We start from the raw sequence: 20,095 nt of genomic DNA, 5'->3' as shown, positions 1-20,095 counted from the left end.
GTGGCGGACGACGCCGACGCGCCCGGCGATGACAGCTGGCACCTGGCACCTGAGACCTGACAACCGATACGTGAGACCCGCGCTCTGGTCCGAACCCTCCGCACCCGACCGCCTGTTCCCAATTCCTGCAACCTGTTCTACCTTGACGCTCCATCAGTTCCGGACGGCAATGGCAGTGGCAATGGCAGTGACAGTGGCAGTGCCGGTGTGCGGGAGGACGGACAGTGGACTTCACCTTCACCGAGGAGCAGCAGGCCGCCGAGGAGGCGGCCAGGGCGGTCTTCTCCGGGGTCACCCCCGATGGCGTGCCCAGTCCGGCCCTGACCAGGGGCGCGGTCGCGGAGGACTTCGACCGGGCCCTGTGGGCATCGCTCGCGAGCGGTGACCTGCTGAGCCTGATCGTCACTCCCGAGCACGGCGGCGCGGGGCTCGGGCCCCTCGCGCTGTGTCTGGTGCTGCGCGAGGCGGGGCAGGTCCTGGCCCGGGTACCACTGCTGGAGACCGGCGCGGCCGCCGCCGTGCTGAGCAGCCACGGCGGCCCGGCCGTCACCAAGCTGCTGCCTCAGGTGGAGCGGGGGGAGCTCGTCATCACCACCGCGTCCAGCGGGCGCACCGGTCACGATCCGGCCGAACTCGCCGTCGCCGTACGCAAGCTGGACACTTCCGGCGCGGAGGGGACTCGCTGGGTGCTCGACGGAGCGCAGACTGCCGTGCCCTGGGCCCGGAGCGCGGACCGTGTCCTGCTGCCCGCGCGTACGGAGGAGGGGCACACCGTGCTCGCGCTCGTCCCGCCCGACCGCCCCGGGGTCACCCTGGCCGACCAGGTCTCCACCAACGGCGAGCGGTACGCGGAAGTGGGCCTCGACTCCGTGCGGGTCGGTGACGAGGAGCTGATCACCGCCGTGGGGGCGTGGGAGCGGCTACGGCGGCTGCTCACCCTCGGCACGAGCGCGCTCGCGCTCGGGGTGGGTACGGCGGTGGCCCGCATGACCAGTGTGTACGCCACGAAGCGCGAGCAGTTCGGCCATCCGATCGCCACGTTCCAGGCCGTCGCCGTCCAGGCCGCCGACCGGTACATCGACCTGCGTGCGATGGAGGCCACCCTCTGGCAGGCGGCCTGGCGCCTGGAGTCGGGGGCGGCCGGGGAGCTCCCGGTCGACGCGGACATCGCCGTCGCGAAGATCTGGGCCTCCGAGGGCGTGCGCCGCGTCGTGCAGACCGCGCAGCACCTGCACGGCGGCTTCGGCGCGGACACCAGCTACGCCCTGCACCGGTATCACGCGTGGGCCAAGCAGTTGGAGCTCTCGCTCGGCCCCGCGGCGGCCCATGAGGAGGCCCTGGGCGACCTGCTGGCCGCCTGTCCGGTCGACTGACGGCCGGCTGACCGCTTGTGGGCTCCGGGAAGCAGAGCCCACAGGCTGCCAGGAGCTAGATCACCGCGCCGGGCGCGCCGTTGCCGTCGACGACCGGACGGCCCGCGGCCTCCCAGACCTGCATGCCGCCGTCGACGTTCGCCGCGTCCAGGCCCTGCTGGACGAGGTAGGCGGTCACCTGGGCGGAACGCCCGCCCGAGCGGCAGATGACATTGATCCTGGCGCCGTCGGGGGCCTTCTCGGTCAGCTCGCCGAAGCGGGCGACGAAGTCGCTCATCGGGATGTGGAGCGCGCCGTCGGCGTGCCCCGCCGCCCACTCGTCGTCCTCACGGACGTCGAGCAGGAAGTCTTCGGGCGAGAGGGCGTCGACGCCGACCGTGGGTACACCGGAACCAAAAAGCATGTCCCCGACGCTACCCGACCAGCGACGCCAGCTGGGCCCTGCGCTCGGCGACCTGGGCGGCGAGGCCCTCGGCGATCTCCTCCAGCAGCCGGTCCGGGTCGTCGGCCGCCATCTTGATCATCGAGCCGATCGCGGAGCCCTCCAGCTCGGCGGCCACCGCCGCCAGCATCTCCTTGCGCCGGGCCAGCCACTCCAGGCGGGCGTAGAGCTCCTCGGCCGGGCTCGGCCGCGGCTCCTCCGGCGCGGGGCCCGCGGCCCATTCCTCGGCCAGCTCGCGCAGCAGGGCCTCGGCACCGTCCGCGTAGGCGGCGTTGACCCGCACGATGAACTCCTCGCGCCGTACGCGCTCCGTCTCGTCCTGCGCCAGGTCCGGGTGGGCCTTGCGGACGAGCTCGCGGAAGATCCGCCGGGCCTCGTCGCTCGGGCGCACCCGCTCCGGGGGCCGCACCGGCCGCTCCGTGAGCATCGCCGACGCCTCGGGCGACAGGCCCTCCGAGTCCATCCAGCCGCCGAGCAGCTCCTCCACCCCCGGCAGTGGCTGCACGAGGGCGCGTGCCTCACGGGCCCGGCGGAGGTCCTCGGCGTCGCCGCTGCGGGCCGCCAGGGCCTCCGCGATCTGCGCGTCCAGCTCGTCGAGCTGCGCGTAAACGGGGCCGAGCCGCTGGTGGTGCAGCCGGGAGAAGTTCTCCACTTCCACCCGGAAGGTCTCCACCGCGATCTCGAACTCGATCAGCGCTTGTTCCGCGGCGCGGACGGCTTGAGCCAGGCGCTGGGTGCCCGGCTCCTCGGCGTGGAGATTCTCGGCTTCCGGATTCATCACCCGCCCAGCGTACGAGCTCCCGCGCCCTCCGGATCCCCCCGCGCCTCACCGGCCCCTCCGTCCTCAGCCGGCGGAGGCGCCGGGGCAGGCGCGGAAGCCGCCGTACGCACCTGAGAAGTCCCGGACGTGCCGGAACACACACCCCGCCCCTCGGCTACACCCCCGTCTCGGCCGCCACCCGGCCGCTCCGGACCGCCGTCACGAGCTCCGCGTGGTCCGCCTCCGTGCGGTCCGCGTAGGTCACCGCGAAATCGGCCAGCGCCTCGTCCAGCTCGGGCGCCTTGCCGCAGTAGCCCGCTATGAGCCGGGGGTCCGCGGTGTGCGCGTGGGCCCGTGCGAGGAGCGCGCCCGTCATCCGGCCGTAGTCGTCCAGCTCACCGGGGGCGAGAGCGGCCGGGTCGACGCTGCCCTTGCGGTTGCGGAACTGCCGCACCTGATACGGCCTGCCGTCGGCCGTCGCCCACCCGAGCAGCACATCGCTGACCACCTGCATCCGCTTCTGCCCCAGCACCACCCGGCGGCCCTCGTGCCCCTCCGGGGACCGGCCGGGCGCGAACCCGGCCTTCTTCGCGTACGGCAGCAGCACCGAGGGCCGTGCCTCCTTGACCTGGAGCACGAGCGGTTCGCCGCGGTGGTCGAGCAGCAGCACCACATAGGACCGCAGCCCCACGCTCCCCGTGCCCACCACGCGGAACGCCACGTCCTGCACCTCGTACCGCGCGAGCAACGGCAGCAGTTCCTCCGGCAGAGTGCCCAGATAGTCCTCCAGCGACAGGGCGACCGCCGCCGCCTCACCGGCCGGCACCCGCCTCAGCACGGGCGGTGCGTCCACGAAGCGCCGGCCCCCGCCCTCGGCCTTCTCGGTCGCCTTCGCCGCGAAGCGGGCACTGGTGTTCCGCCGGGCCTTCGCCGCGACCCGCTCCAGCGTGCCCAGCAGCGCCCGCGCGTCCGCGTGCGCGACGAGCTCCTCGTCGGCGATGGCGTTCCAGGCGTCGGCGGCGGGCAGCCGGGCCAGCAGCCGCATCGTGTGCCGGTAGGCGCCCGCGGCGTCGCGCGCGGCGGCCCGGCAGGTGTCCTCGTCGGCGCCCGCCTCGCGCCCGGCCAGCACCAAGGAGGTGGCGAGGCGCTTGACGTCCCACTCCCACGGCCCGTGCAGGGTCTCGTCGAAGTCGTTGAGGTCGATGACGAGTTCACCGCGCGCGTCGCCGTAGAGGCCGAAGTTGGCGGCGTGGGCGTCACCGCAGATCTGCGCGCCGACACCCGTCACGGACGTACGCACCAGGTCGTGCCCCATCAGCCCGGCCGAGCCGCGCAGGAAGGCGAACGGGGAGGCGGCCATCCGACCGACCCGTATCGGCGTGAGCTCCGGAAGCCGGCCGGCGTTCGACGCCTCGACCGTCTCCACGGCCCCCGGGCGCCCCGCGTCGGCGGCCCACCCGGCGTGCGACGACCTGGGCACGCGCGCCCGCAGCGCCTTGCCCTCGGCCTTCGGCGAGCCCGGCTTCCCGGCCCCGCCCGGCCCCGCGAATCCTGGTACGTACGGCAGTCGCGACACGGCGCGCCCCTCCCCCTTCAGGACCAACTGCCAGGAATCTACCGGCACCCACTGACAACGGCCCCGCCCGGCAGGCGCCGTACGCGGATCAGCGGAATTCCTTCGGGCACTGCGCGCTGCTCCCCGGGAGATGCTTCCCGGCCCACCGCCCCAGCTCCTTGAGCGCGGGCTCCAGCGCCGCGCCCGCCTCCGTGAGCCGGTACGCGACGCGCAGCGGCGGGCCAGCGTGCACCTCGCGGACGAGCAGCCCGGCCGCGGCGAGCTGGGTGAGCCGGTCCGACAGCATGCGCTCGCTGATGCCCGGGATCGCCCGCCGCAGGTCCGCGAAGTGGACCGGTCCCTGCAACAGCGTGGCGACGATCAGCCCCGTCCAGCGCTTGCCGAACAGCTCGAAGACGCGCGTCATGCCCTCGTCGACGCTCTTGCACGCCTGCTCACCACGGTCCGCCATGGGTCCAGGGTACTGCGTTCCCCATCGTCCCTATAGAAAAGTAAGTCCCTGTGTTATTAATAGTTGCATACGGAACTACATCCCGTAGGTCCGTCCCGCCGGCGTCACGCCCGTCAAGCAGGAGAAACCCATGGCCACGCTGCTGCACCTCGACTCCTCCGCCCTCCCGCAGGGCTCCCACTCCCGCGATGTCACCGCCGCCTTCCGCAAGGCGTGGGAGGAGCAGCACCCCGACGGCACGGTCGTCTACCGCGACCTCGCCGCGAACCCGCTGCCGCACATCACCGCCGACGGCGTCCAGGCCCTCTTCACCGCCCCCGAGGCGCGCACGGAAGCGCAGGCGGCCGCCTTCGCGCTGCGCACCGAGCTCGCCGAGGAGCTGGAGCGCGCCGACGCCGTGCTGATCGGCGCCCCGATGTACAACTTCTCGATCCCCTCCAGCCTCAAGGCATGGCTGGACCAGGTGATCATCATGGGCCGCACGGCCGGCGTGGAGACGCCCTCGGCCGCCGGTACGCCGACCACCGTCGTCGCCTCCCGCGGCGGTTCCTACGCGCCGGGCACCCCGCGCGAGGACGCCGAGTTCGTGACGACCTACCTGGGTAAGGTCCTGGGCGACATGCTCGGCCTGGACGTCGACTTCATCGTCCCCGAGCTGACCCTGGCCCACTCCGTGCCCGCCATGGCCGGCCTCGTCGACAAGGCCGACGCCTCCCGCGCCCAGGCCCACGAGGACGCCGCCGCCAAGGGCAAGGAGACGGCCGCGCGCTTCGCGGCCTGACACCCGGGGCACCGCCGGGAGCTCCCCGGACGCCCGCCCCGACAACATCTGGCCGAAATCGACCGTTCGCCGCGTCATGCCTGGTCACGAGTGACCAGGCAGACGAAATCCCAGGGCACTGGCGGAATCTTTAGCCGAATCCCGGCTTTTAGCTAAGCCTAAAGGTGGCATTCTCTTCACTAGAGGTCTTCAACAGCCGCCGGACGGCGGCCGAGGAAGTGGCCGTCGGCATCACGGCCGACGCCGCGATTCTGGGGGGGTAGCCATGGCCTGGCGCCACGGTACGGAGCGCAGCCGCTATGCCGATCTGGCAGGGGCCCGCGCGGCACGGCACGCCACCGCCTCACTCGCGGGCCTCGTCGCGGAACGCGGGATGTCCCGCAAGGAGTTGGCCGATCGCATGGGCGTCTCGCCCGGCAGGGTCAGCCAAATCCTGTCGGGGGACGAGAATCTGACGCTCCGTTCACTGGCGGCCGTCGCCGAGGCCCTGGACGTGAGCATGGAGATCTCGTTCTGCGAGCAGCCCGCCGCCGAGCACAGAGACCCGCTGGAGACCGTACGACCGGAGACCGCGGGCCCGCTGCGTCCCTTAACTCCGTCCCACCGCTGAACCGCACACTTCGTGCCGCAGAGCGAGAAGCACCCTGTCGTCGCTGCGCTTGCCGTGCGCGTGTGCCAGATCGAGCAGATACGCGCAGAGGTGCTCGGCCTCGCCGAACGCCCGTCGCGCCTGCCGGATCTCCTCCCGCGTGCGTTCACGCCGCTGCTGCTCGCACAGCTTCTCGATCTTCGTCTCGATGGTTATCCACTTCTGCGCCGCCGTCCGCACCTCGCGGTGACGCTCGCAGATCTCCCGCTTGAGGTGAGTGCGCCCCCTGGCAGTACGCCCCGGGATGTCGACCCGCGTCATCAGATGCGCCCTGACCCGGTCCGCGAAGGCGTCGAGGTCCCAGCCGTCGGGGAAGCCGGTCACCATCGCGTGGCACCACTCGGCGCGGTCCGTCCGCAGGCGCAGGGCCAGGCTGTTGAGCAGCAGCGAGTCCCCGAGGGTCACGATCGCCATCAGCGGGTGCTCACCGGATTCCCCCGCCCTGCGCTTGGGCACCAGCCCCAGGCCCGCCACCGCGCCCACGGCCGCCGGAGGCACGCTCGACGCGTGCGGGAGCAGCAGTCCACTGGCCAGGGCGGCCATGCCGGAGGTCCAGATCACCACGGCGAACGCGGCGGCGGCCGACCGCACAGTGCCCAGCAGCCGCCCCTCCTCACGGAAGCGCCAGACCAGACACACCCAGGTCACAGGCACGCAGACAGCGGCGGGCAGCACCCACTCCGACAGCACGGACGACTGGCCCCACGCCACAGCGTCCCCCATTCCGGTTGCAGACGAGGCTCCCCGCGACACCGGACTCGACGCTCTTCACACAGAGCCCCAGCGCGATTACGGAATGATGTTCCCACTGCCGCCGCTACCGTGTGCAGCGATTCCGGCCAAGACTTCGCTCAGGACCCCGCAAATCCAGCCATGGTTCGAACAAGGACTGGACAAGAGCGGGACAAAGCGAAACGGACCCCTCCGTGTGACTTACGTCACTTCGGAGAGGTCCGTTTCGATACCTCATGGTGCGCGAGGGGGGAGTTGAACCCCCACGCCCTTTCGGGCACTGGAACCTGAATCCAGCGCGTCTGCCTATTCCGCCACCCGCGCATGGGTGTTGTCTTCAGTCTTCCCGCGCCACCCTCGGACTTTTCCGTCCGGTTCTTGCGCGTTCGCCTTCCGACATCGAGAACATTAGCACGCTGTGGCGGGTGTCTTCACACTCGTTCCTGGTGGGCAGCCTGGAAGGGCCCCGACCGGCACCGGCCCCTCGCGACCTGCCGGGCACGGAACGTCCACGGGAGGGAGGAGCGGGACGAACCGGAGTCCGCCGCGCTCGCCGGAAGGGCCTCCGGAAGATCGTCGGAAGGCCGTCCGGAAGGTCATCCGGACCCCGTCGGGCCGGCGGGACCGCGGGCACCCCACCGGTTGCGGGACACTGGCTCGCAGCCGCCTCTACGATCCCTAGTGAAGGCGGCACCGGGACACCGGGTGAAGGCGACACTCGTCACTCCTGGCGCCGAAGGGGAACCAGCCGTTTTCCCGACGCGTGGATACGATCAGTAAGCAGTATCAGGAACGACCCTGAGCATCAGGAACGTCACTGAGGGAAGGAGGTGCCCCGTGGGAGTACTGAAGCGCTTCGAGCAGCGACTCGAGGGTCTCGTGAACGGCACCTTCGCCAAGGTGTTCAAGTCCGAGGTGCAGCCGGTGGAGATCGCGGGCGCGCTCCAGCGCGAGTGCGACAACAACGCCACCATCTGGAACCGCGACCGCACCGTCGTCCCCAACGACTTCATCGTGGAGCTGAGCGCCCCGGACTTCGAGCGCCTCAGCCCGTACTCCGGCCAGCTCGGCGACGAGCTCTCCGGCATGGTCCGCGACTACGCCAAGCAGCAGCGCTACACCTTCATGGGGACCATCAAGGTCCACCTGGAGAAGGCCGACGACCTCGACACCGGGCTGTACCGGGTGCGCAGCCGCACCCTCGCCGCCAGTGAGTCGCAGGATCCGCAGGCCCAGCGCCCGGCCGCGCCCCGCCCCGGCGGCGGCAGCGGCAGCGGTCCCGTCACCCACGGTGCCGGCTATCCGGCGCCGCCCTCGGGGCTGCCGCCCATGCCCGCGGGCCCGCCGCCCGGCGGTGCCGGGCGCGCACAGCGCGGCGGCGGAGCCGGCCCCACGGCCGCTCCGGCGTCCGGTGGCCAGACCCGGCGCTGGATCGAGATCAACGGCACGCGGCACCAGATCTCACGCCCCACCCTCGTGCTGGGCCGCAGTACCGAAGCGGACGTACGGATCGACGACCCCGGCGTCTCCCGCCGGCACTGCGAGATCCGGGTCGGCACCCCCGCGACGATCCAGGATCTGGGGTCGACCAACGGCATCGTGGTGGACGGACAGCACACCACGCGCGCTACGCTCCGCGACGGCTCACGCATCGTCGTGGGCAGCACCACCATCGTTTATCGGCAAGCCGAAGGGTGAAGCGGGGGCAATGTCAGAGCTGACCCTCACGGTCATGCGGTTGGGTTTCCTCGCCGTCTTGTGGCTGTTCGTCATCGTGGCCGTCCAGGTCATCCGCAGTGACCTCTTCGGCACGCGGGTCACCCAGCGCGGCTCCCGCCGCGGCGGCCCGGAGCGGCAGACGCAGCGCGCGCAGCAGCAGACCGCACCGCCGCAGCAGCGCCAGCAGCAGGGCGGCGGCCGGCGTGCCGACCGCGGCCGCCGCGGCGCGCCCACCAAGCTCGTGGTCTCCGAAGGCTCCCTGACCGGCACCACGGTGGCCCTCCAGGGCCAGACCATCTCGCTCGGCCGCGCCCACGACTCCACGATCGTGCTGGACGACGACTACGCCTCCAGCAGGCATGCCAGGATCTATCCGGACCGCGACGGCCAGTGGATCGTCGAGGACCTCGGCTCCACCAACGGCACCTATCTCGACCGGACCAGGCTGACCACCCCGACCCCGATCCCGCTCGGCGCGCCGATCCGCATCGGCAAGACCGTCATCGAGCTGCGGAAGTAGTAGGACCATGACGACCGGAGGGTGGGCAGCGTGTCTGGGAAGGGGCTGTACCCGGAGCCGACGGGCGAGGTGCGCATGAGTCTGTCACTGCGTTTCGCCGCCGGATCGCACAAGGGCATGATCCGGGAGGGCAACGAGGACTCCGGTTACGCCGGCCCCCGCCTGCTCGCCATCGCCGACGGCATGGGCGGCCAGGCCGCGGGCGAGGTCGCCTCCTCCGAGGTGATCTCCACGCTGGTCACGCTCGACGACGACGTACCGGGCTCCGACATCCTCACCTCCCTCGGCACGGCCGTGCAGCGCGCCAACGACCAGCTCCGGCTCATGGTCGAGGAGGATCCGCAGCTGGAAGGCATGGGCACCACGCTCACCGCCCTGCTGTGGACCGGGCAGCGGCTCGGCCTCGTCCACGTCGGCGACTCCCGCGCGTACCTCCTGCGCGACGGCGTGCTCACCCAGATCACGCAGGACCACACCTGGGTGCAGCGCCTCGTCGACGAGGGCCGGATCACCGAGGAAGAGGCCACCACCCACCCGCAGCGCTCCCTGCTGATGCGCGCGCTGGGCAGCGGCGACCACGTGGAGCCCGACCTCTCCATCCGGGAGGTCCGGGCCGGGGACCGCTATCTCATCTGCTCCGACGGTCTGTCCGGCGTCGTCAGCCACCAGACGATGGAGGAGACGCTCGCCAGCTACCAGGGCCCGCACGAGACCATCCAGGAGCTGATCCAGCTCGCGCTGCGCGGCGGCGGCCCCGACAACATCACCTGCATCGTCGCCGACGTCCTCGACGTCGACGGCGGTGACACCATGGCCGGCCAGCTCAACGACACCCCGGTGATCGTCGGCGCGGTGGCCGAGAACCAGCTCCAGCTGGGCGACGACGGTGCCCTGCACACCCCCGCCGGCCGGGCCGCCGAGCACGCCCGCGCCAACCGTCCCGTGCCTCCGCAGGGCGGCGGCTTCGGCCCGCCCGGCAGCGGCGACACGGACATGGGCGGCGCCCCGGAGGGCTCCTTCGGCGCCTTCATGGACGAGGAGTACGTCAAGCCCGTCCGCCGCGGCCGGTGGATCAAGCGGTCCCTCATCGTGGCCGTGGTGCTCGGCGTCGTCGCCGGCGGCCTCTACGGCGGCTACGGCTGGACCCAGACGCAGTATTTCGTGGGTGCCAAGGACAACGACCACGTGGCCGTCTACCAGGGCATCAACCAGAAGCTGGCCTGGGTCAGCCTGAGCAAGCTGTATCAGGACCACCCCGAGATCGAACTCAAGTACCTCCCGGTCGACCAGCGCGGCCGCGTCCAGGACACCATCGCGCTCGACGGCCGCGACAAGGCCGTGCAGAAGGTCAAGGACCTCGGCCTGCTCGCGGGCGCGTGCAAGAAGGAGGACGAGCGGCGCAAGGCCGAGCAGCAGGCCCGGGAGAAGGAGAAGCAGAGCGGCGAGCGGGCCGGTGGCGCGGTGGGCGAGGCCAAGGACCCGAAGTCCGACGGCAAGCCGGGCGCCCAGACCGCCCCCACGACGGCGCCCACGCCCGCACCGGGCCCCACCCTCAGCGAGGAAGAGCAGAAGTTGGTCCCGCAGTGCAGCACGCAGCAGTGAAGCCGTAGGGGGCCATCAACTCATGTCAGCCATGTCATCCATGCCGGGTACCAGCAACACCACAACGATCAGCACGGTCGGCCCGCCCAGCAGGCGCAACACCGAACTGGCGCTGCTCGCCTTCGCGGTGCTCATCCCGTGCTTCGCGTACGCCAACGTGGGCCTCGCCCTCAGCGGTGAGATGCCCTCGGGCATGCTCGGCTACGGCCTGGGCCTCGGCCTGCTGGCCGGTGTCGGCCACCTCGTCATCCGCAAGTTCGCCAAGTACGCGGACCCGCTGCTGCTGCCGATGGCCACGCTGCTCAACGGCCTCGGCCTCGTCCTGATCTGGCGGCTGGACCAGTCGCCCCGGCTGGCCAACCTCGCCAAGAACCAAGGCTTCAAGTACGCGGCGTCGGCGCCCAACCAGCTGATGTACTCGGCGCTGGGCATCGCCTTCTTCGTCGCCGTGGTGATCTTCCTCAAGGACCACCGCATCCTCCAGCGCTACACCTACATCTCGATGGCGGCCGCGCTGGCCCTGCTGATCGCCCCGATCTTCTTCCCCGCCAAGTTCGGCGCGCGGATCTGGATCACCCTGCCGGGCCTGGGCTCGCTCCAGCCGGGCGAGTTCGCGAAGATCATCCTGGCGATCTTCTTCGCCGGCTATCTGATGGTGAAGCGCGACGCGCTCGCCCTGGCCAGCCGCCGCTTCATGGGGCTCTATCTGCCGCGCGGCCGCGACCTCGGCCCGATCCTGGCCGTCTGGGCGTTCAGCATCCTCATCCTCGTCTTCGAGACCGACCTCGGCACCTCGCTGCTGTTCTTCGGCATGTTCGTCGTGATGCTCTACGTCGCGACCGAGCGCACCAGCTGGATCGTCTTCGGCCTGCTGATGTCGGCGGCCGGTGCCGTCGGCGTCGCCTCCTTCGAGCCGCACGTCCAGGCCCGTGTGAACGCCTGGCTGGACCCGTTCGGCGGCTGGGGCAAGTCCGCGGCCAGCGAGCAGATCTCGCAGGCCCTGATGGCCTTCGGCTCCGGCGGCGTCTTCGGCTCGGGCTGGGGCCAGGGCTACTCCGACCTCATCGGCTTCGCCGCCAACTCCGACTTCATCCTCGGCACCGTCGGCGAGGAGCTCGGCCTGGCGGGCACCATGGCGATCCTGATGATCTACGCGATCATCGTGGAGCGCGGCGTGCGCACCGCCCTCGCCGCCCGTGACCCCTTCGGCAAACTGCTCGCGTGCGGTCTGTCGGCCGCCTTCGGCATCCAGGTCTTCGTCGTCGCCGGCGGTGTCATGGGCCTCATCCCGCTGACCGGTATGACCATGCCGTTCATGGCCTACGGCGGCTCCTCCGTGCTCGCCAACTGGGCCCTGATCGCCATCCTCATCAAGATCAGCGACACCGCGCGCCGCCCCGCGCCGGCGCCCGCTCCCTCCCCCGACGCCGAGATGACCCAGGTGGTCCGACCGTGAACAAGCCCGTGCGCCGGATCGCGATCTTCTGCGGCCTGCTCGTGCTGGCCCTGCTGCTGCGCGACAACTGGCTCCAGTTCGTCCAGGCCGACGAGCTCAAGACGAACAAGCACAACCACCGCGTCGCGATCGCCCGTTACAGCCAGCCGCGCGGCAACATCATCGTCGACGGCCAGGAAGTGACCGGCTCGGCCGAGACCAACGGCATCGACTACAAGTACAAGCGGACGTACAAGAACGGCGAGATGTGGGCGCCGGTCACCGGATACAGCTCGCAGGTCTTCGACGGCTCCCAGCTGGAGAAGCTCTACGACAAGATCCTGACCGGGGACGACGACAAGCTCTTCTTCAACCGCACCGTCGACATGATCACGGGCAAGGGCCAGAAGGGTGGCGACGTGATCACCACCCTCAACACCAAGGCCCAGGAGGCCGCCTTCAAGGGCCTCGGTGACAAGCGCGGCGCCGTCGCCGCCCTCGACCCGCGCACGGGCAAGATCCTGGCCCTGGCGTCCACCCCGTCGTACGACCCGTCGAAGATCGCGGGCGCGAACGACAGCGCGGCGTGGACGGCGCTGGAGAAGGACAAGAACCAGCCGATGCTCAACCGGGCGCTGCGGGCCACCTACCCGCCCGGTTCGACGTTCAAGGTCGTGACCGCGGCCGCGGCGCTGGAGAACGGGCTGTACGGCGACCCGGACCAGAAGACCCAGACGCCGAACAAGTACATCCTTCCGGACTCCACCACGCCGCTGGCGAACGAGGGCAGCATCCAGTGTGAGAACGCCACCATGCGCGAGGCTCTGCGGATCTCCTGCAACACCGTCTTCGGCAAGATGAGCGCCGACCTCGGCAACGACAAGATGAAGAAGGAAGCGGAGAAGTTCGGCTTCAACAGCGAGATCCTCACGCCCGTACGTGCCGAGAAGAGCGTCTACCCCAAGGACAACCGGCCGCAGAACGCCATGGACGGCATCGGCCAGGCGTCCAACCGCGCCACCCCGCTCCAGATGGCCATGGTCGTCTCCGCGATCGCCAACAACGGCAAGCTCATGGAGCCGTACATGGTCGACAAGGTGCGCGCCCCGAACCTCAACGTGATCGAGACGCACCAGCCCAAGGAGATGTCGCAGCCGCTCTCCGCGCAGAACGCGCAGAAGATCCAATCGATGATGGAGACGGTGGTCGAGAACGGCACCGGCACCGGCGCGAAGATCGACAACGTCACGGTCGGCGGCAAGACCGGCACCGCCCAGCACGGCGTCGACAACAGCGGCAAGCCCTACGCCTGGTTCATCTCCTACGCCAAGACCGACAACGGCTCGCCCGTCGCGGTCGCCGTGGTGGTCGAGGGCGACGACCAGACGGCACGTGACGACGTCGCCGGTGGCGCGCTCGCCGCGCCGATCGCCAAGAACGTCATGGAGGCCGTGCTCAAGACGTCGAAGTGACGCCGCTCACCCCAGCAGCCGTGCGCCGTAGCTGACGGTACCGGTCGTGTATCAGGTGACGGTGGCGCCCGGAAGGGGCGCAGCGTGCCGGGTACGGTAAGCCCGGACAGCACACCGCCGGACCCACGCCGGTGCGGTCAGGAAAACGGAAGGGCTGGAGCTATGGAAGAGCCGCGTCGCCTCGGCGGCCGGTACGAGCTGGGCTCGGTGCTCGGCCGCGGTGGCATGGCCGAGGTCTATCTCGCCCACGACACCCGGCTCGGCCGCACCGTCGCCGTGAAGACGCTGCGGGTGGACCTCGCCCGCGACCCGTCCTTCCAGGCCCGGTTCCGCCGGGAGGCCCAGTCGGCCGCCTCGCTCAACCACCCGTCGATCGTCGCCGTCTACGACACCGGCGAGGACTACGTGGACGGGGTCTCGATCCCGTACATCGTCATGGAGTACGTCGACGGGTCCACGCTGCGCGAGCTGCTGCACTCCGGCAGGAAGCTGCTGCCCGAGCGCTCGCTGGAGATGACCATCGGCGTCCTCCAGGCGCTCGAATACTCGCACCGGGCCGGCATCGTCCACCGCGACATCAAGCCCGCGAACGTCATGCTGACGCGCACCGGCCAGGTCAAGGTCATGGACTTCGGCATCGCCCGCGCCATGGGCGACTCCGGCATGACGATGACGCAGACGGCGGCCGTCATCGGCACCGCCCAGTACCTCTCCCCGGAGCAGGCCAAGGGCGAGCAGGTCGACGCCCGCTCGGACCTCTACTCCACCGGCTGCCTGCTCTACGAGCTGCTGACCGTGCGGCCCCCGTTCATCGGCGACTCCCCCGTGGCCGTCGCCTATCAGCACGTGCGGGAGGACCCGAACCCGCCGAGCGTCCACGACCCCGAGATCACGCCCGAGATGGACGCGATCGTCCTCAAGGCGCTGACCAAGGACCCGGACTACCGCTACCAGTCGGCCGACGAGATGCGGGCCGACATCGAGGCCGCCCTGGAGGGCCAGCCGGTGGCGGCCGCCGCGGGCGCGTACCGGCCCGCCGGCTACGCCGAGGACCAGCCGACCACCATGCTCCGCCCGCAGGACCACGGCGCCGGACAGACGTCCATGCTGCCGCCGGTGCGCGACGACGACGGGGGCTTCGGCGGTTACGACGACGGCAACGGCCGCCGTCGTGGCGGGGGCGGGAAGAAGAGCAGCCTCTCCACGATCCTGCTGATCATCGCGGGCATCCTGGTGCTCGTCGGCGCGATCTTCATCGGCAAGTCGCTGTTCGGCGGCAACTCCAACAGCTCCCAGGTCACGGTGCCCAATCTCGTCGGGCAGACGCTCAAGGACGCTCAGCAGCAGGGCGTCAACGGCGACTTCAAGGTCGTCCAGAGCGGCTCGAAGCCGTGTGACCAGGACAAGGGCAAGATCTGCAGCCAGGACCCCAAGGACGGCGGCAAGATCGACCGGGGTGGCGAGGTCAAGGTGACCGTCTCCTCGGGCGCCGAGCAGGTCGAGGTCCCGGACGTCACGGAGAAGCAGGCCGACAAGGCCCGCCAGATCCTGGAGGACAAGGGCTTCACCGTCGACGTGAAGACGACCGTCACCGACAGCGCCCCCGCGGGCAGCGTCATGGACCAGGACCCCAAGGGCCTCACCAAAGCCGACAAGGGCTCCAAGGTCACGCTCACGGTCGCCGCGGCCCAGCAGGCCAAGCAGGTGCCGTCCGTGGTGGGCCAGGCGTTCGACGCGGCGAGCAAGCAGCTGTCGGACCTCGGCTTCGTGGTGAACAAGCAGGAGGAGGAGTCGGACCAGACTCCGGGCACCGTCCTGCGGCAGAGCCCCGACGGCAACACCAACGCCAAGCCCGGCTCCACGGTCACCCTGACCGTCGCCAAGGCCAAGGCGAACCAGAAGGCGACCGTGCCCGCGCTGAGCAACCAGAAGCTCAAGGACGCGAAGAAGACGCTGACGGACGCGGGTCTGAAGGTCGGCAACATCTCCGGCCCGCAGGACGACAACGCGACCGTGATCGCGACCGCCCCGGCCGCCGGCACCCAGCTCGACAAGAACACCCCGGTGAACCTCTTCACGCTGGCGGGAGCGCCGGGCGGGGCGAACGGTGACACGGGGCAGCCCGGGGACACCGGCGGTGACACCGGCTTCATCGGCGGGTTCACCGGCGGACGACGCCACTGACCTTCTGCGCGAGGTTGTTCTCAAACGCCGGAGGGGCTGGAAATTTTCCAGCCCCTCCGGCGTTCGTCCGTCTCAGCGCAGTTCCCTCGGCTTCGTCCGCGCGCTGTCGACCTTCTCCGTGTGGTCCAGCTCGGCCCAGACGATGTAGCGGTAGTCCGAGGTGTAGACCGGGGTGCAGGTCGTCAGGGTCAGGTAGCGGCCCGGGGTGTTCTTGCCGGACTCCTTCGGGACCGCGTCCAGGACGTCGACGTTGTACTTCGAGGTCTGCTTCAGCTCGGCGTAGACCTTGTAGACGTACCAGACGTCGCGCGTCTCGAAGACGACCGCGTCACCGGTCTTGATCTTGTCGATGTTGTGGAACTTCGCGCCGTGGCCGTCACGGTGCGCCGCCAGCGTGAAGTTGCCCTGCTTGTCCCAGGGCATCGCGGCCTTCACGGGGTCGCGGTAGAAGCCGGCGACGCCCTCGTTGAGGACGTCCGTGCCGGTGCCGCCCTTGACGAGCACCTCGCCGTTCTTCATCGACGGCACGTGCAGGAAGCCGATGCCGTCCTTGGTGTCGAGGGCGCCCGGTCCCGGCTTGGCCCAGGTGTCGCGCACGTGGTTGCTCTGCCGCTTCGCCTCGCGGTCGGCGAGCACGTTCGTCCACCACAGGGAGTAGACGACGAAGAGGGCCATGAGCACGCCCGCGGTGATCAGCAGCTCGCCGATCACTCCGACGGTGGCGGCGATCCGCCTCCGGGCGGGTTCCCGCCGCCGTGGCTCACCGTCGTCGTTCCGTGCCACCGCGCCGTACCCCGTTTCGTTCCGCTGTGCCGCTGTGTGCCGTCAACTCGTTCACTCGACGAGGGCGTCCGGCTTGCCCTTGCTCCGGGGCCGCTCGTCGACCATCTTGCCCCAGACGATCATGCGGTACGTACTGGTGAATTCCGGCGTGCAGGTCGTGAGCGTGATGTAGCGGCCGGGCCCCGAGAACCCCGAACCCTTGGGTAGGGGTGCGATGACCGTGACATTCGCCGGAGACGTCTGATCCAGGCGGCTCGTCATCTCATAGGTGTAGAACGTGCTCCGCGTCTCCACGACGATCTTGTCGCCGGGCTTCAGCCGGTTGACGTAACGGAACGGCTCGCCGTGGGTGTTGCGGTGGCCGGCCAGCGCGAAGTTCCCCTGCTTGTCCCAGGGCATCGCGGTCTTCAGCGGGTTCTCGCCGTAGTGGCCGACCATGCCCCGGTCCAGGACCTGGTGCTTGCCGGTGCCCTCGGCGATCGGGGCCTTCACGTCCAGGGAGGGGATGTAGATGATCGCGAAGCCCTCGCCGGGCGAGAACGCCCCCGCGTCCCGGTCCACCCCGGCGCCCTTGTCCCAGGTCTTCTGGAGGTGCTTGGCAGCGCCGCCCGCCTGCTGATGGGCTATCACGTTCGTCCACCACAGCTGATACGCGACGAACAGCAGCATCAGCGCCCCGGCGGTGATGAACAGCTCGCCCACCAGGCGGCACAGCAGGATGCCGAGGCTCTCCTTGGGCGCCACCCGGCCCGCGGCCGCCGCCCCGGCGCTCCGCTGCGCCCTGTGTGATCTGTGCGTCCTGCGGGCCTTCTGAGCCTTGTGTGCCGCCTTCCGCCGCTCGGCCCGGCCACCGGGTCGCACCGCCTGCGCCGGAACCAGCGCGTCCACCCTGCGCAGCTCCATGGTCGCGTGGTCCTCGGGCGGCAGCGGCTGCGATACGACCCTGGGGGCCGGTTCGGGGCGGAGCGTGGTCACGCCCCGGCCTTGCCCACCACCGGGGCGAGCCCCGCGGAGCGCTCCACCGCGTCCTTGTCGCCACAGGTCACCAGCCAGTTGGCGAGCATCCGGTGGCCCCACGCGGTGAGCACCGACTCGGGGTGGAACTGGACGCCCTCGACCGGCAGGTCGCGGTGGCGCAGGCCCATCGCGATGCCCGACTCGGTCCAGGCCGTGATCTCCAGCTCGTCCGGCCAGTTCTCGCGCTCGACGGCGAGCGAGTGGTAGCGGGTGGCCGTGAAGGGCGAGGGCAGGCCCTGGAAGACGCCGGAACCGCCGTGGGTCACCAGCGAGGTCTTGCCGTGCAGCAGCTCGGGGGCCCGGCCGACGACACCGCCGTACGCGACGGCCATCGACTGCATGCCGAGGCACACGCCGAAGACCGGCACGCCCGTCGCGGCGCAGTGCCGCACCATGTCGATGCAGACGCCCGCCTGCTCGGGCGCGCCCGGACCGGGCGACAGGAGCACGCCGTCGAAGCCGTCCTGGGCGTGGCTCAGTTCGACCTCGTCGTTGCGCAGGACCTCGCATTCGGCGCCGAGTTGATAGAGGTACTGCACGAGGTTGAAGACGAAGCTGTCGTAGTTGTCCACGACGAGGATGCGCGCACTCACCGGCTGACCGCCATTCCGTTGTCGACCGTCACATCGTTGAACGGCAGCAGCGGTTCCGCCCAGGGGAAGACGTACTGGAACAGGACGTAGACGATCGCCAGCACGAGCAGCAGCGAGATCAGTGCCCGCACCCATGCGTTGCCCGGCAGATGCCGCCAGATCCAGCCGTACATGCTGTCCCCACTTGCCGATGACGTAGTCGATACAGGTCGATGGAGTATCGATTTGCAGCACCAGGGTAAGGGGCGCGGGAGAGCCTGGTGGGTCAGCTGAGCAAAGCCTTGGGCTTGCCCTCGGCGACCGGGCCGGTGGCCTCCAGGTGGGCCCAGACGATCAGCCGGTGGCTGTGGCCCCACTCGGGTTCGCAGGTGGTGAGGGTGAGATAGCGGCCGGGCTCGCGGTAGCCGGACTCGGCGGGCACGGGGTCGATGACGCCGATGTCGTCGGGGCGGGTCCGGTAGGGGGCGCCGTCCACGCGATAGGTGAACCACGTCGTGCCGTCGGTGAGCACCACCGCGTCACCGGCGCGCAGTTCGGGGAGGTCCTTGAAGGGGTCCCCGTAGGTGCGGCGGTGACCGGCGACCGCGAAGTTGCCCGTCTCGCCGAGCCCGGCGGTCCGGTCGTAGTGGCCGAGGCCCTTCTTGAGGTTCGCGGTGCCGGTGCCCTGGAGGACGGGCTTGGCCCAGCCGGAGCCGAGGCGGGGGATGTACATGACGGCGAAGGCGTCGCCGGGGACGTAGGCGGACGGTCGTCGCGGAACCGTTTCACCACCACCGCCGGTGCCGCTCTGCCGTCCCCCTGGCTCTCCCGCCGCCGTCGGCGCCGACGCCTCTCCGGCCGGCTGCCCGGCCGGCTGCTCCGCCGTTCCGCCTGCCGTGCCGCCTGGTGCTTGTCCCGCCGCCTGCCCCGGTGCCCGCGTGGCCGGCCCGTCCGGCGGCCGCTCCGTCGGCGGTGCGGCGGCCGACCACCGTTCGTGGAGGCGGTCCAGCTCGCCGTCCATCGCGCTGTCCGCCCGTACGCCGGTCCAGTAGAGGACGTAGACCACCAGCAGGACGATCAGGGTGCCGATGGTGACGCACAGCTCGCTGAGTGTCCGGACGACGAGTCTCGCGCTCATCGGCCGACCCCCTCCCGGGTTTACCCCATGGGCTTGGCGTAGTGGAGATCCACTGTGCCCGAGTAGCCGGGAAGAGTCACCGCGTCGTGCTGGTCGACTTTCCAGCCGAGGCCGTACGCCGTCACGTACTGCAGGTAGTTCTGGATCGCGGGCGAGCTGTCCAGGGCCTTGCGCAGGGCGCCGCGGTCGCCGACGGCGGTCACCTTGTACGGCGGGGAGTAGACGCGGCCCTGGAGGATGAGGGTGTTGCCGACGCAGCGGACCGCGCTGGTGGAGATCAGGCGCTGGTCCATGACCTCGATGCCCTTGGCGCCGCCCCGCCACAGGGCGTTGACCACGGCCTGGAGGTCCTGCTGATGGATGACCAGGTCGTTCGGCTGCGGGTCGGGGACGCCGGGGATCCGCGGAGTGGCGTTGGGCGGCGCGTCGGTGAGGGTGACGGAGAGGCCCGTGCCCTGGATCTTGCTGGTGCCCGCGTCCGCTTCCAGGTCGGCGAGCTTCTTGTTCTCGGCGGCGCTGTTGCCGTTGTCGCGCCGGGCGAGGGCGTCGACCTGCGAGCGCATGCCCGCGGCACTGTCGTCCAGGTCGGCGTTCTTGCGGCTGCGCTCCTGGATGAGGTCGGACAGCCGGAGCATCGAGTCGTCGGTGCGGATGTTGGTGCCGTGCGCGGTGTTGAAGCTCGTCCAGAAGATGAGGCCGGCGAGCGCGAAGACCCCGCCGGTCAGCAGCCGCACCGGCCGGAATCGCCGGGAAGGCGTGCTGGTGGAGTCCGCAGAATTGCTCAACGTACCCTTATCCTCTCCGACGCCGCGGAAGCACTACGCTAACGGACGCCCGGGGGAAGGGAGCGTTCCCGGCGCTTCCCGACTCGGCGGCCAGCCCTTGTATC

At 70.4% G+C, this 20,095-nt stretch carries 20 protein-coding genes and 1 tRNA gene; 9 read left to right on the top strand and 12 right to left on the bottom strand.

What is annotated here, in order from left to right:
• Positions 1-224: 224 nt before the first annotated feature.
• Entirely contained in the window at positions 225-1,373 is a 1,149-nt protein-coding gene (locus tag ACFY1P_RS16565; protein WP_390750959.1) for an acyl-CoA dehydrogenase family protein, read from the top strand.
• A gap of 55 nt (positions 1,374-1,428) precedes the next feature.
• On the opposite strand, the gene ACFY1P_RS16560 is transcribed toward ACFY1P_RS16565, so the two are convergent.
• The 4 genes from ACFY1P_RS16560 to ACFY1P_RS16545 all read right to left on the bottom strand — a co-directional run bounded on the left by ACFY1P_RS16560 (position 1,429) and on the right by ACFY1P_RS16545 (position 4,602).
• Positions 1,429-1,776, bottom strand: coding sequence for a rhodanese-like domain-containing protein (locus ACFY1P_RS16560; RefSeq protein WP_361523956.1), 348 nt, complete (start codon positions 1,774-1,776; stop codon positions 1,429-1,431).
• Between the two features lie 10 nt (positions 1,777-1,786).
• The gene (locus ACFY1P_RS16555) at positions 1,787-2,593 is read right to left on the bottom strand and encodes a hypothetical protein (RefSeq protein WP_390750982.1); all 807 of its coding nucleotides are present in this window, start codon (positions 2,591-2,593) and stop codon (positions 1,787-1,789) included.
• Positions 2,594-2,750: 157 nt separating this feature from the next.
• A complete protein-coding gene (locus ACFY1P_RS16550; RefSeq protein WP_361523959.1) occupies positions 2,751-4,151 on the bottom strand; it encodes a DUF2252 domain-containing protein in 1,401 nt (466 codons plus the stop codon).
• 88 nt (positions 4,152-4,239) lie between these two features.
• Positions 4,240-4,602, bottom strand: coding sequence for a helix-turn-helix domain-containing protein (locus tag ACFY1P_RS16545; protein WP_361523962.1), 363 nt, complete (start codon positions 4,600-4,602; stop codon positions 4,240-4,242).
• A gap of 130 nt (positions 4,603-4,732) precedes the next feature.
• Here ACFY1P_RS16545 and ACFY1P_RS16540 point away from each other — a divergent pair, with 130 nt between their 5' ends.
• Both ACFY1P_RS16540 and ACFY1P_RS16535 read left to right on the top strand, forming a co-directional pair.
• Entirely contained in the window at positions 4,733-5,383 is a 651-nt protein-coding gene (locus ACFY1P_RS16540) for an NAD(P)H-dependent oxidoreductase (RefSeq protein WP_361523965.1), read from the top strand.
• Between the two features lie 265 nt (positions 5,384-5,648).
• A complete protein-coding gene (locus tag ACFY1P_RS16535) occupies positions 5,649-5,993 on the top strand; it encodes a helix-turn-helix domain-containing protein (protein ID WP_390750958.1) in 345 nt (114 codons plus the stop codon).
• On the opposite strand, the gene ACFY1P_RS16530 is transcribed toward ACFY1P_RS16535, so the two are convergent.
• On the bottom strand, positions 5,973-6,755 hold the full coding sequence (locus ACFY1P_RS16530; RefSeq protein ID WP_390750957.1) for a hypothetical protein: 783 nt from the start codon (positions 6,753-6,755) through the stop codon (positions 5,973-5,975). The two genes, ACFY1P_RS16535 and ACFY1P_RS16530, sit on opposite strands and share 21 nt — an antisense overlap.
• Before the next feature lie 246 nt (positions 6,756-7,001).
• Positions 7,002-7,088: transfer RNA gene (locus tag ACFY1P_RS16525), tRNA-Leu, on the bottom strand.
• A gap of 513 nt (positions 7,089-7,601) precedes the next feature.
• On the opposite strand from ACFY1P_RS16525, the gene ACFY1P_RS16520 reads away from it, so the two are divergent.
• From ACFY1P_RS16520 to pknB, 6 genes are all read left to right on the top strand, one after another.
• Positions 7,602-8,462: an FhaA domain-containing protein gene (locus ACFY1P_RS16520; RefSeq protein ID WP_390750956.1), complete on the top strand. Its 861-nt coding sequence runs from the start codon at positions 7,602-7,604 to the stop codon at positions 8,460-8,462.
• Positions 8,463-8,472: 10 nt separating this feature from the next.
• Entirely contained in the window at positions 8,473-9,003 is a 531-nt protein-coding gene (locus tag ACFY1P_RS16515; RefSeq protein WP_361523977.1) for an FHA domain-containing protein, read from the top strand.
• A 75-nt stretch (positions 9,004-9,078) separates the two neighbouring features.
• Positions 9,079-10,605 carry a PP2C family serine/threonine-protein phosphatase gene (locus tag ACFY1P_RS16510; RefSeq protein WP_361523980.1) on the top strand — a complete coding sequence of 509 codons (1,527 nt, stop codon included), beginning with the start codon at positions 9,079-9,081 and terminating at the stop codon, positions 10,603-10,605.
• A gap of 40 nt (positions 10,606-10,645) precedes the next feature.
• Positions 10,646-12,061 (top strand): FtsW/RodA/SpoVE family cell cycle protein, encoded by a 1,416-nt coding sequence (locus ACFY1P_RS16505; RefSeq protein ID WP_361523983.1) that lies wholly within the window; start codon positions 10,646-10,648, stop codon positions 12,059-12,061.
• Positions 12,058-13,512, top strand: coding sequence for a peptidoglycan D,D-transpeptidase FtsI family protein (locus tag ACFY1P_RS16500; protein WP_390750955.1), 1,455 nt, complete (start codon positions 12,058-12,060; stop codon positions 13,510-13,512). Before ACFY1P_RS16505 ends, ACFY1P_RS16500 begins: the two co-directional genes overlap by 4 nt.
• 162 nt (positions 13,513-13,674) lie before the next feature.
• Positions 13,675-15,696, top strand: a complete 2,022-nt coding sequence (gene pknB / locus ACFY1P_RS16495; RefSeq protein ID WP_390750954.1) for a Stk1 family PASTA domain-containing Ser/Thr kinase — start codon at positions 13,675-13,677, stop codon at positions 15,694-15,696.
• 72 nt (positions 15,697-15,768) lie between these two features.
• Here pknB and ACFY1P_RS16490 read toward each other — a convergent pair whose 3' ends face one another.
• From ACFY1P_RS16490 to ACFY1P_RS16465, 6 genes are all read right to left on the bottom strand, one after another.
• On the bottom strand, positions 15,769-16,479 hold the full coding sequence (locus ACFY1P_RS16490; RefSeq protein ID WP_390750953.1) for a class E sortase: 711 nt from the start codon (positions 16,477-16,479) through the stop codon (positions 15,769-15,771).
• Between the two features lie 51 nt (positions 16,480-16,530).
• Entirely contained in the window at positions 16,531-17,454 is a 924-nt protein-coding gene (locus ACFY1P_RS16485; RefSeq protein WP_390750952.1) for a class E sortase, read from the bottom strand.
• Positions 17,451-18,089 (bottom strand): aminodeoxychorismate/anthranilate synthase component II, encoded by a 639-nt coding sequence (locus ACFY1P_RS16480; RefSeq protein ID WP_390750951.1) that lies wholly within the window; start codon positions 18,087-18,089, stop codon positions 17,451-17,453. Before ACFY1P_RS16480 ends, ACFY1P_RS16485 begins: the two co-directional genes overlap by 4 nt.
• Complete coding sequence (locus ACFY1P_RS16475) at positions 18,086-18,262, bottom strand: hypothetical protein (RefSeq protein ID WP_361523995.1); 177 nt, start codon at positions 18,260-18,262, stop codon at positions 18,086-18,088. Before ACFY1P_RS16475 ends, ACFY1P_RS16480 begins: the two co-directional genes overlap by 4 nt.
• 92 nt (positions 18,263-18,354) lie before the next feature.
• Entirely contained in the window at positions 18,355-19,206 is an 852-nt protein-coding gene (locus tag ACFY1P_RS16470; RefSeq protein ID WP_390750950.1) for a class E sortase, read from the bottom strand.
• A 20-nt stretch (positions 19,207-19,226) separates the two neighbouring features.
• A complete protein-coding gene (locus ACFY1P_RS16465; protein ID WP_361524001.1) occupies positions 19,227-19,991 on the bottom strand; it encodes a DUF881 domain-containing protein in 765 nt (254 codons plus the stop codon).
• Between the last annotated feature and the right edge of the window lie 104 nt (positions 19,992-20,095).

It is taken from the genome of Streptomyces sp. NPDC001407 (assembly GCF_042895325.1).
Classification (GTDB): domain Bacteria; phylum Actinomycetota; class Actinomycetes; order Streptomycetales; family Streptomycetaceae; genus Streptomyces.
The sequence above is the reverse complement of the archived record's forward strand: the minus strand, read 5'-3'. Positions and strand labels throughout refer to the sequence as shown.

Coding starts and splice junctions, on each gene's coding strand:
- ACFY1P_RS16560 (WP_361523956.1), bottom strand. CDS start 1,776: ATGCTTTTTGGTTCCGGTGTACCCACGGTCGGCGTCGACGCCCTCTCG.
- ACFY1P_RS16555 (WP_390750982.1), bottom strand. CDS start 2,593: ATGAATCCGGAAGCCGAGAATCTCCACGCCGAGGAGCCGGGCACCCAG.
- ACFY1P_RS16545 (WP_361523962.1), bottom strand. CDS start 4,602: ATGGCGGACCGTGGTGAGCAGGCGTGCAAGAGCGTCGACGAGGGCATG.
- ACFY1P_RS16540 (WP_361523965.1), top strand. CDS start 4,733: ATGGCCACGCTGCTGCACCTCGACTCCTCCGCCCTCCCGCAGGGCTCC.
- ACFY1P_RS16535 (WP_390750958.1), top strand. CDS start 5,649: ATGGCCTGGCGCCACGGTACGGAGCGCAGCCGCTATGCCGATCTGGCA.
- ACFY1P_RS16530 (WP_390750957.1), bottom strand. CDS start 6,755: ATGGGGGACGCTGTGGCGTGGGGCCAGTCGTCCGTGCTGTCGGAGTGG.
- ACFY1P_RS16515 (WP_361523977.1), top strand. CDS start 8,473: ATGTCAGAGCTGACCCTCACGGTCATGCGGTTGGGTTTCCTCGCCGTC.
- ACFY1P_RS16510 (WP_361523980.1), top strand. CDS start 9,079: ATGAGTCTGTCACTGCGTTTCGCCGCCGGATCGCACAAGGGCATGATC.
- ACFY1P_RS16505 (WP_361523983.1), top strand. CDS start 10,646: ATGCCGGGTACCAGCAACACCACAACGATCAGCACGGTCGGCCCGCCC.
- pknB (WP_390750954.1), top strand. CDS start 13,675: ATGGAAGAGCCGCGTCGCCTCGGCGGCCGGTACGAGCTGGGCTCGGTG.
- ACFY1P_RS16475 (WP_361523995.1), bottom strand. CDS start 18,262: ATGTACGGCTGGATCTGGCGGCATCTGCCGGGCAACGCATGGGTGCGG.
- ACFY1P_RS16470 (WP_390750950.1), bottom strand. CDS start 19,206: ATGAGCGCGAGACTCGTCGTCCGGACACTCAGCGAGCTGTGCGTCACC.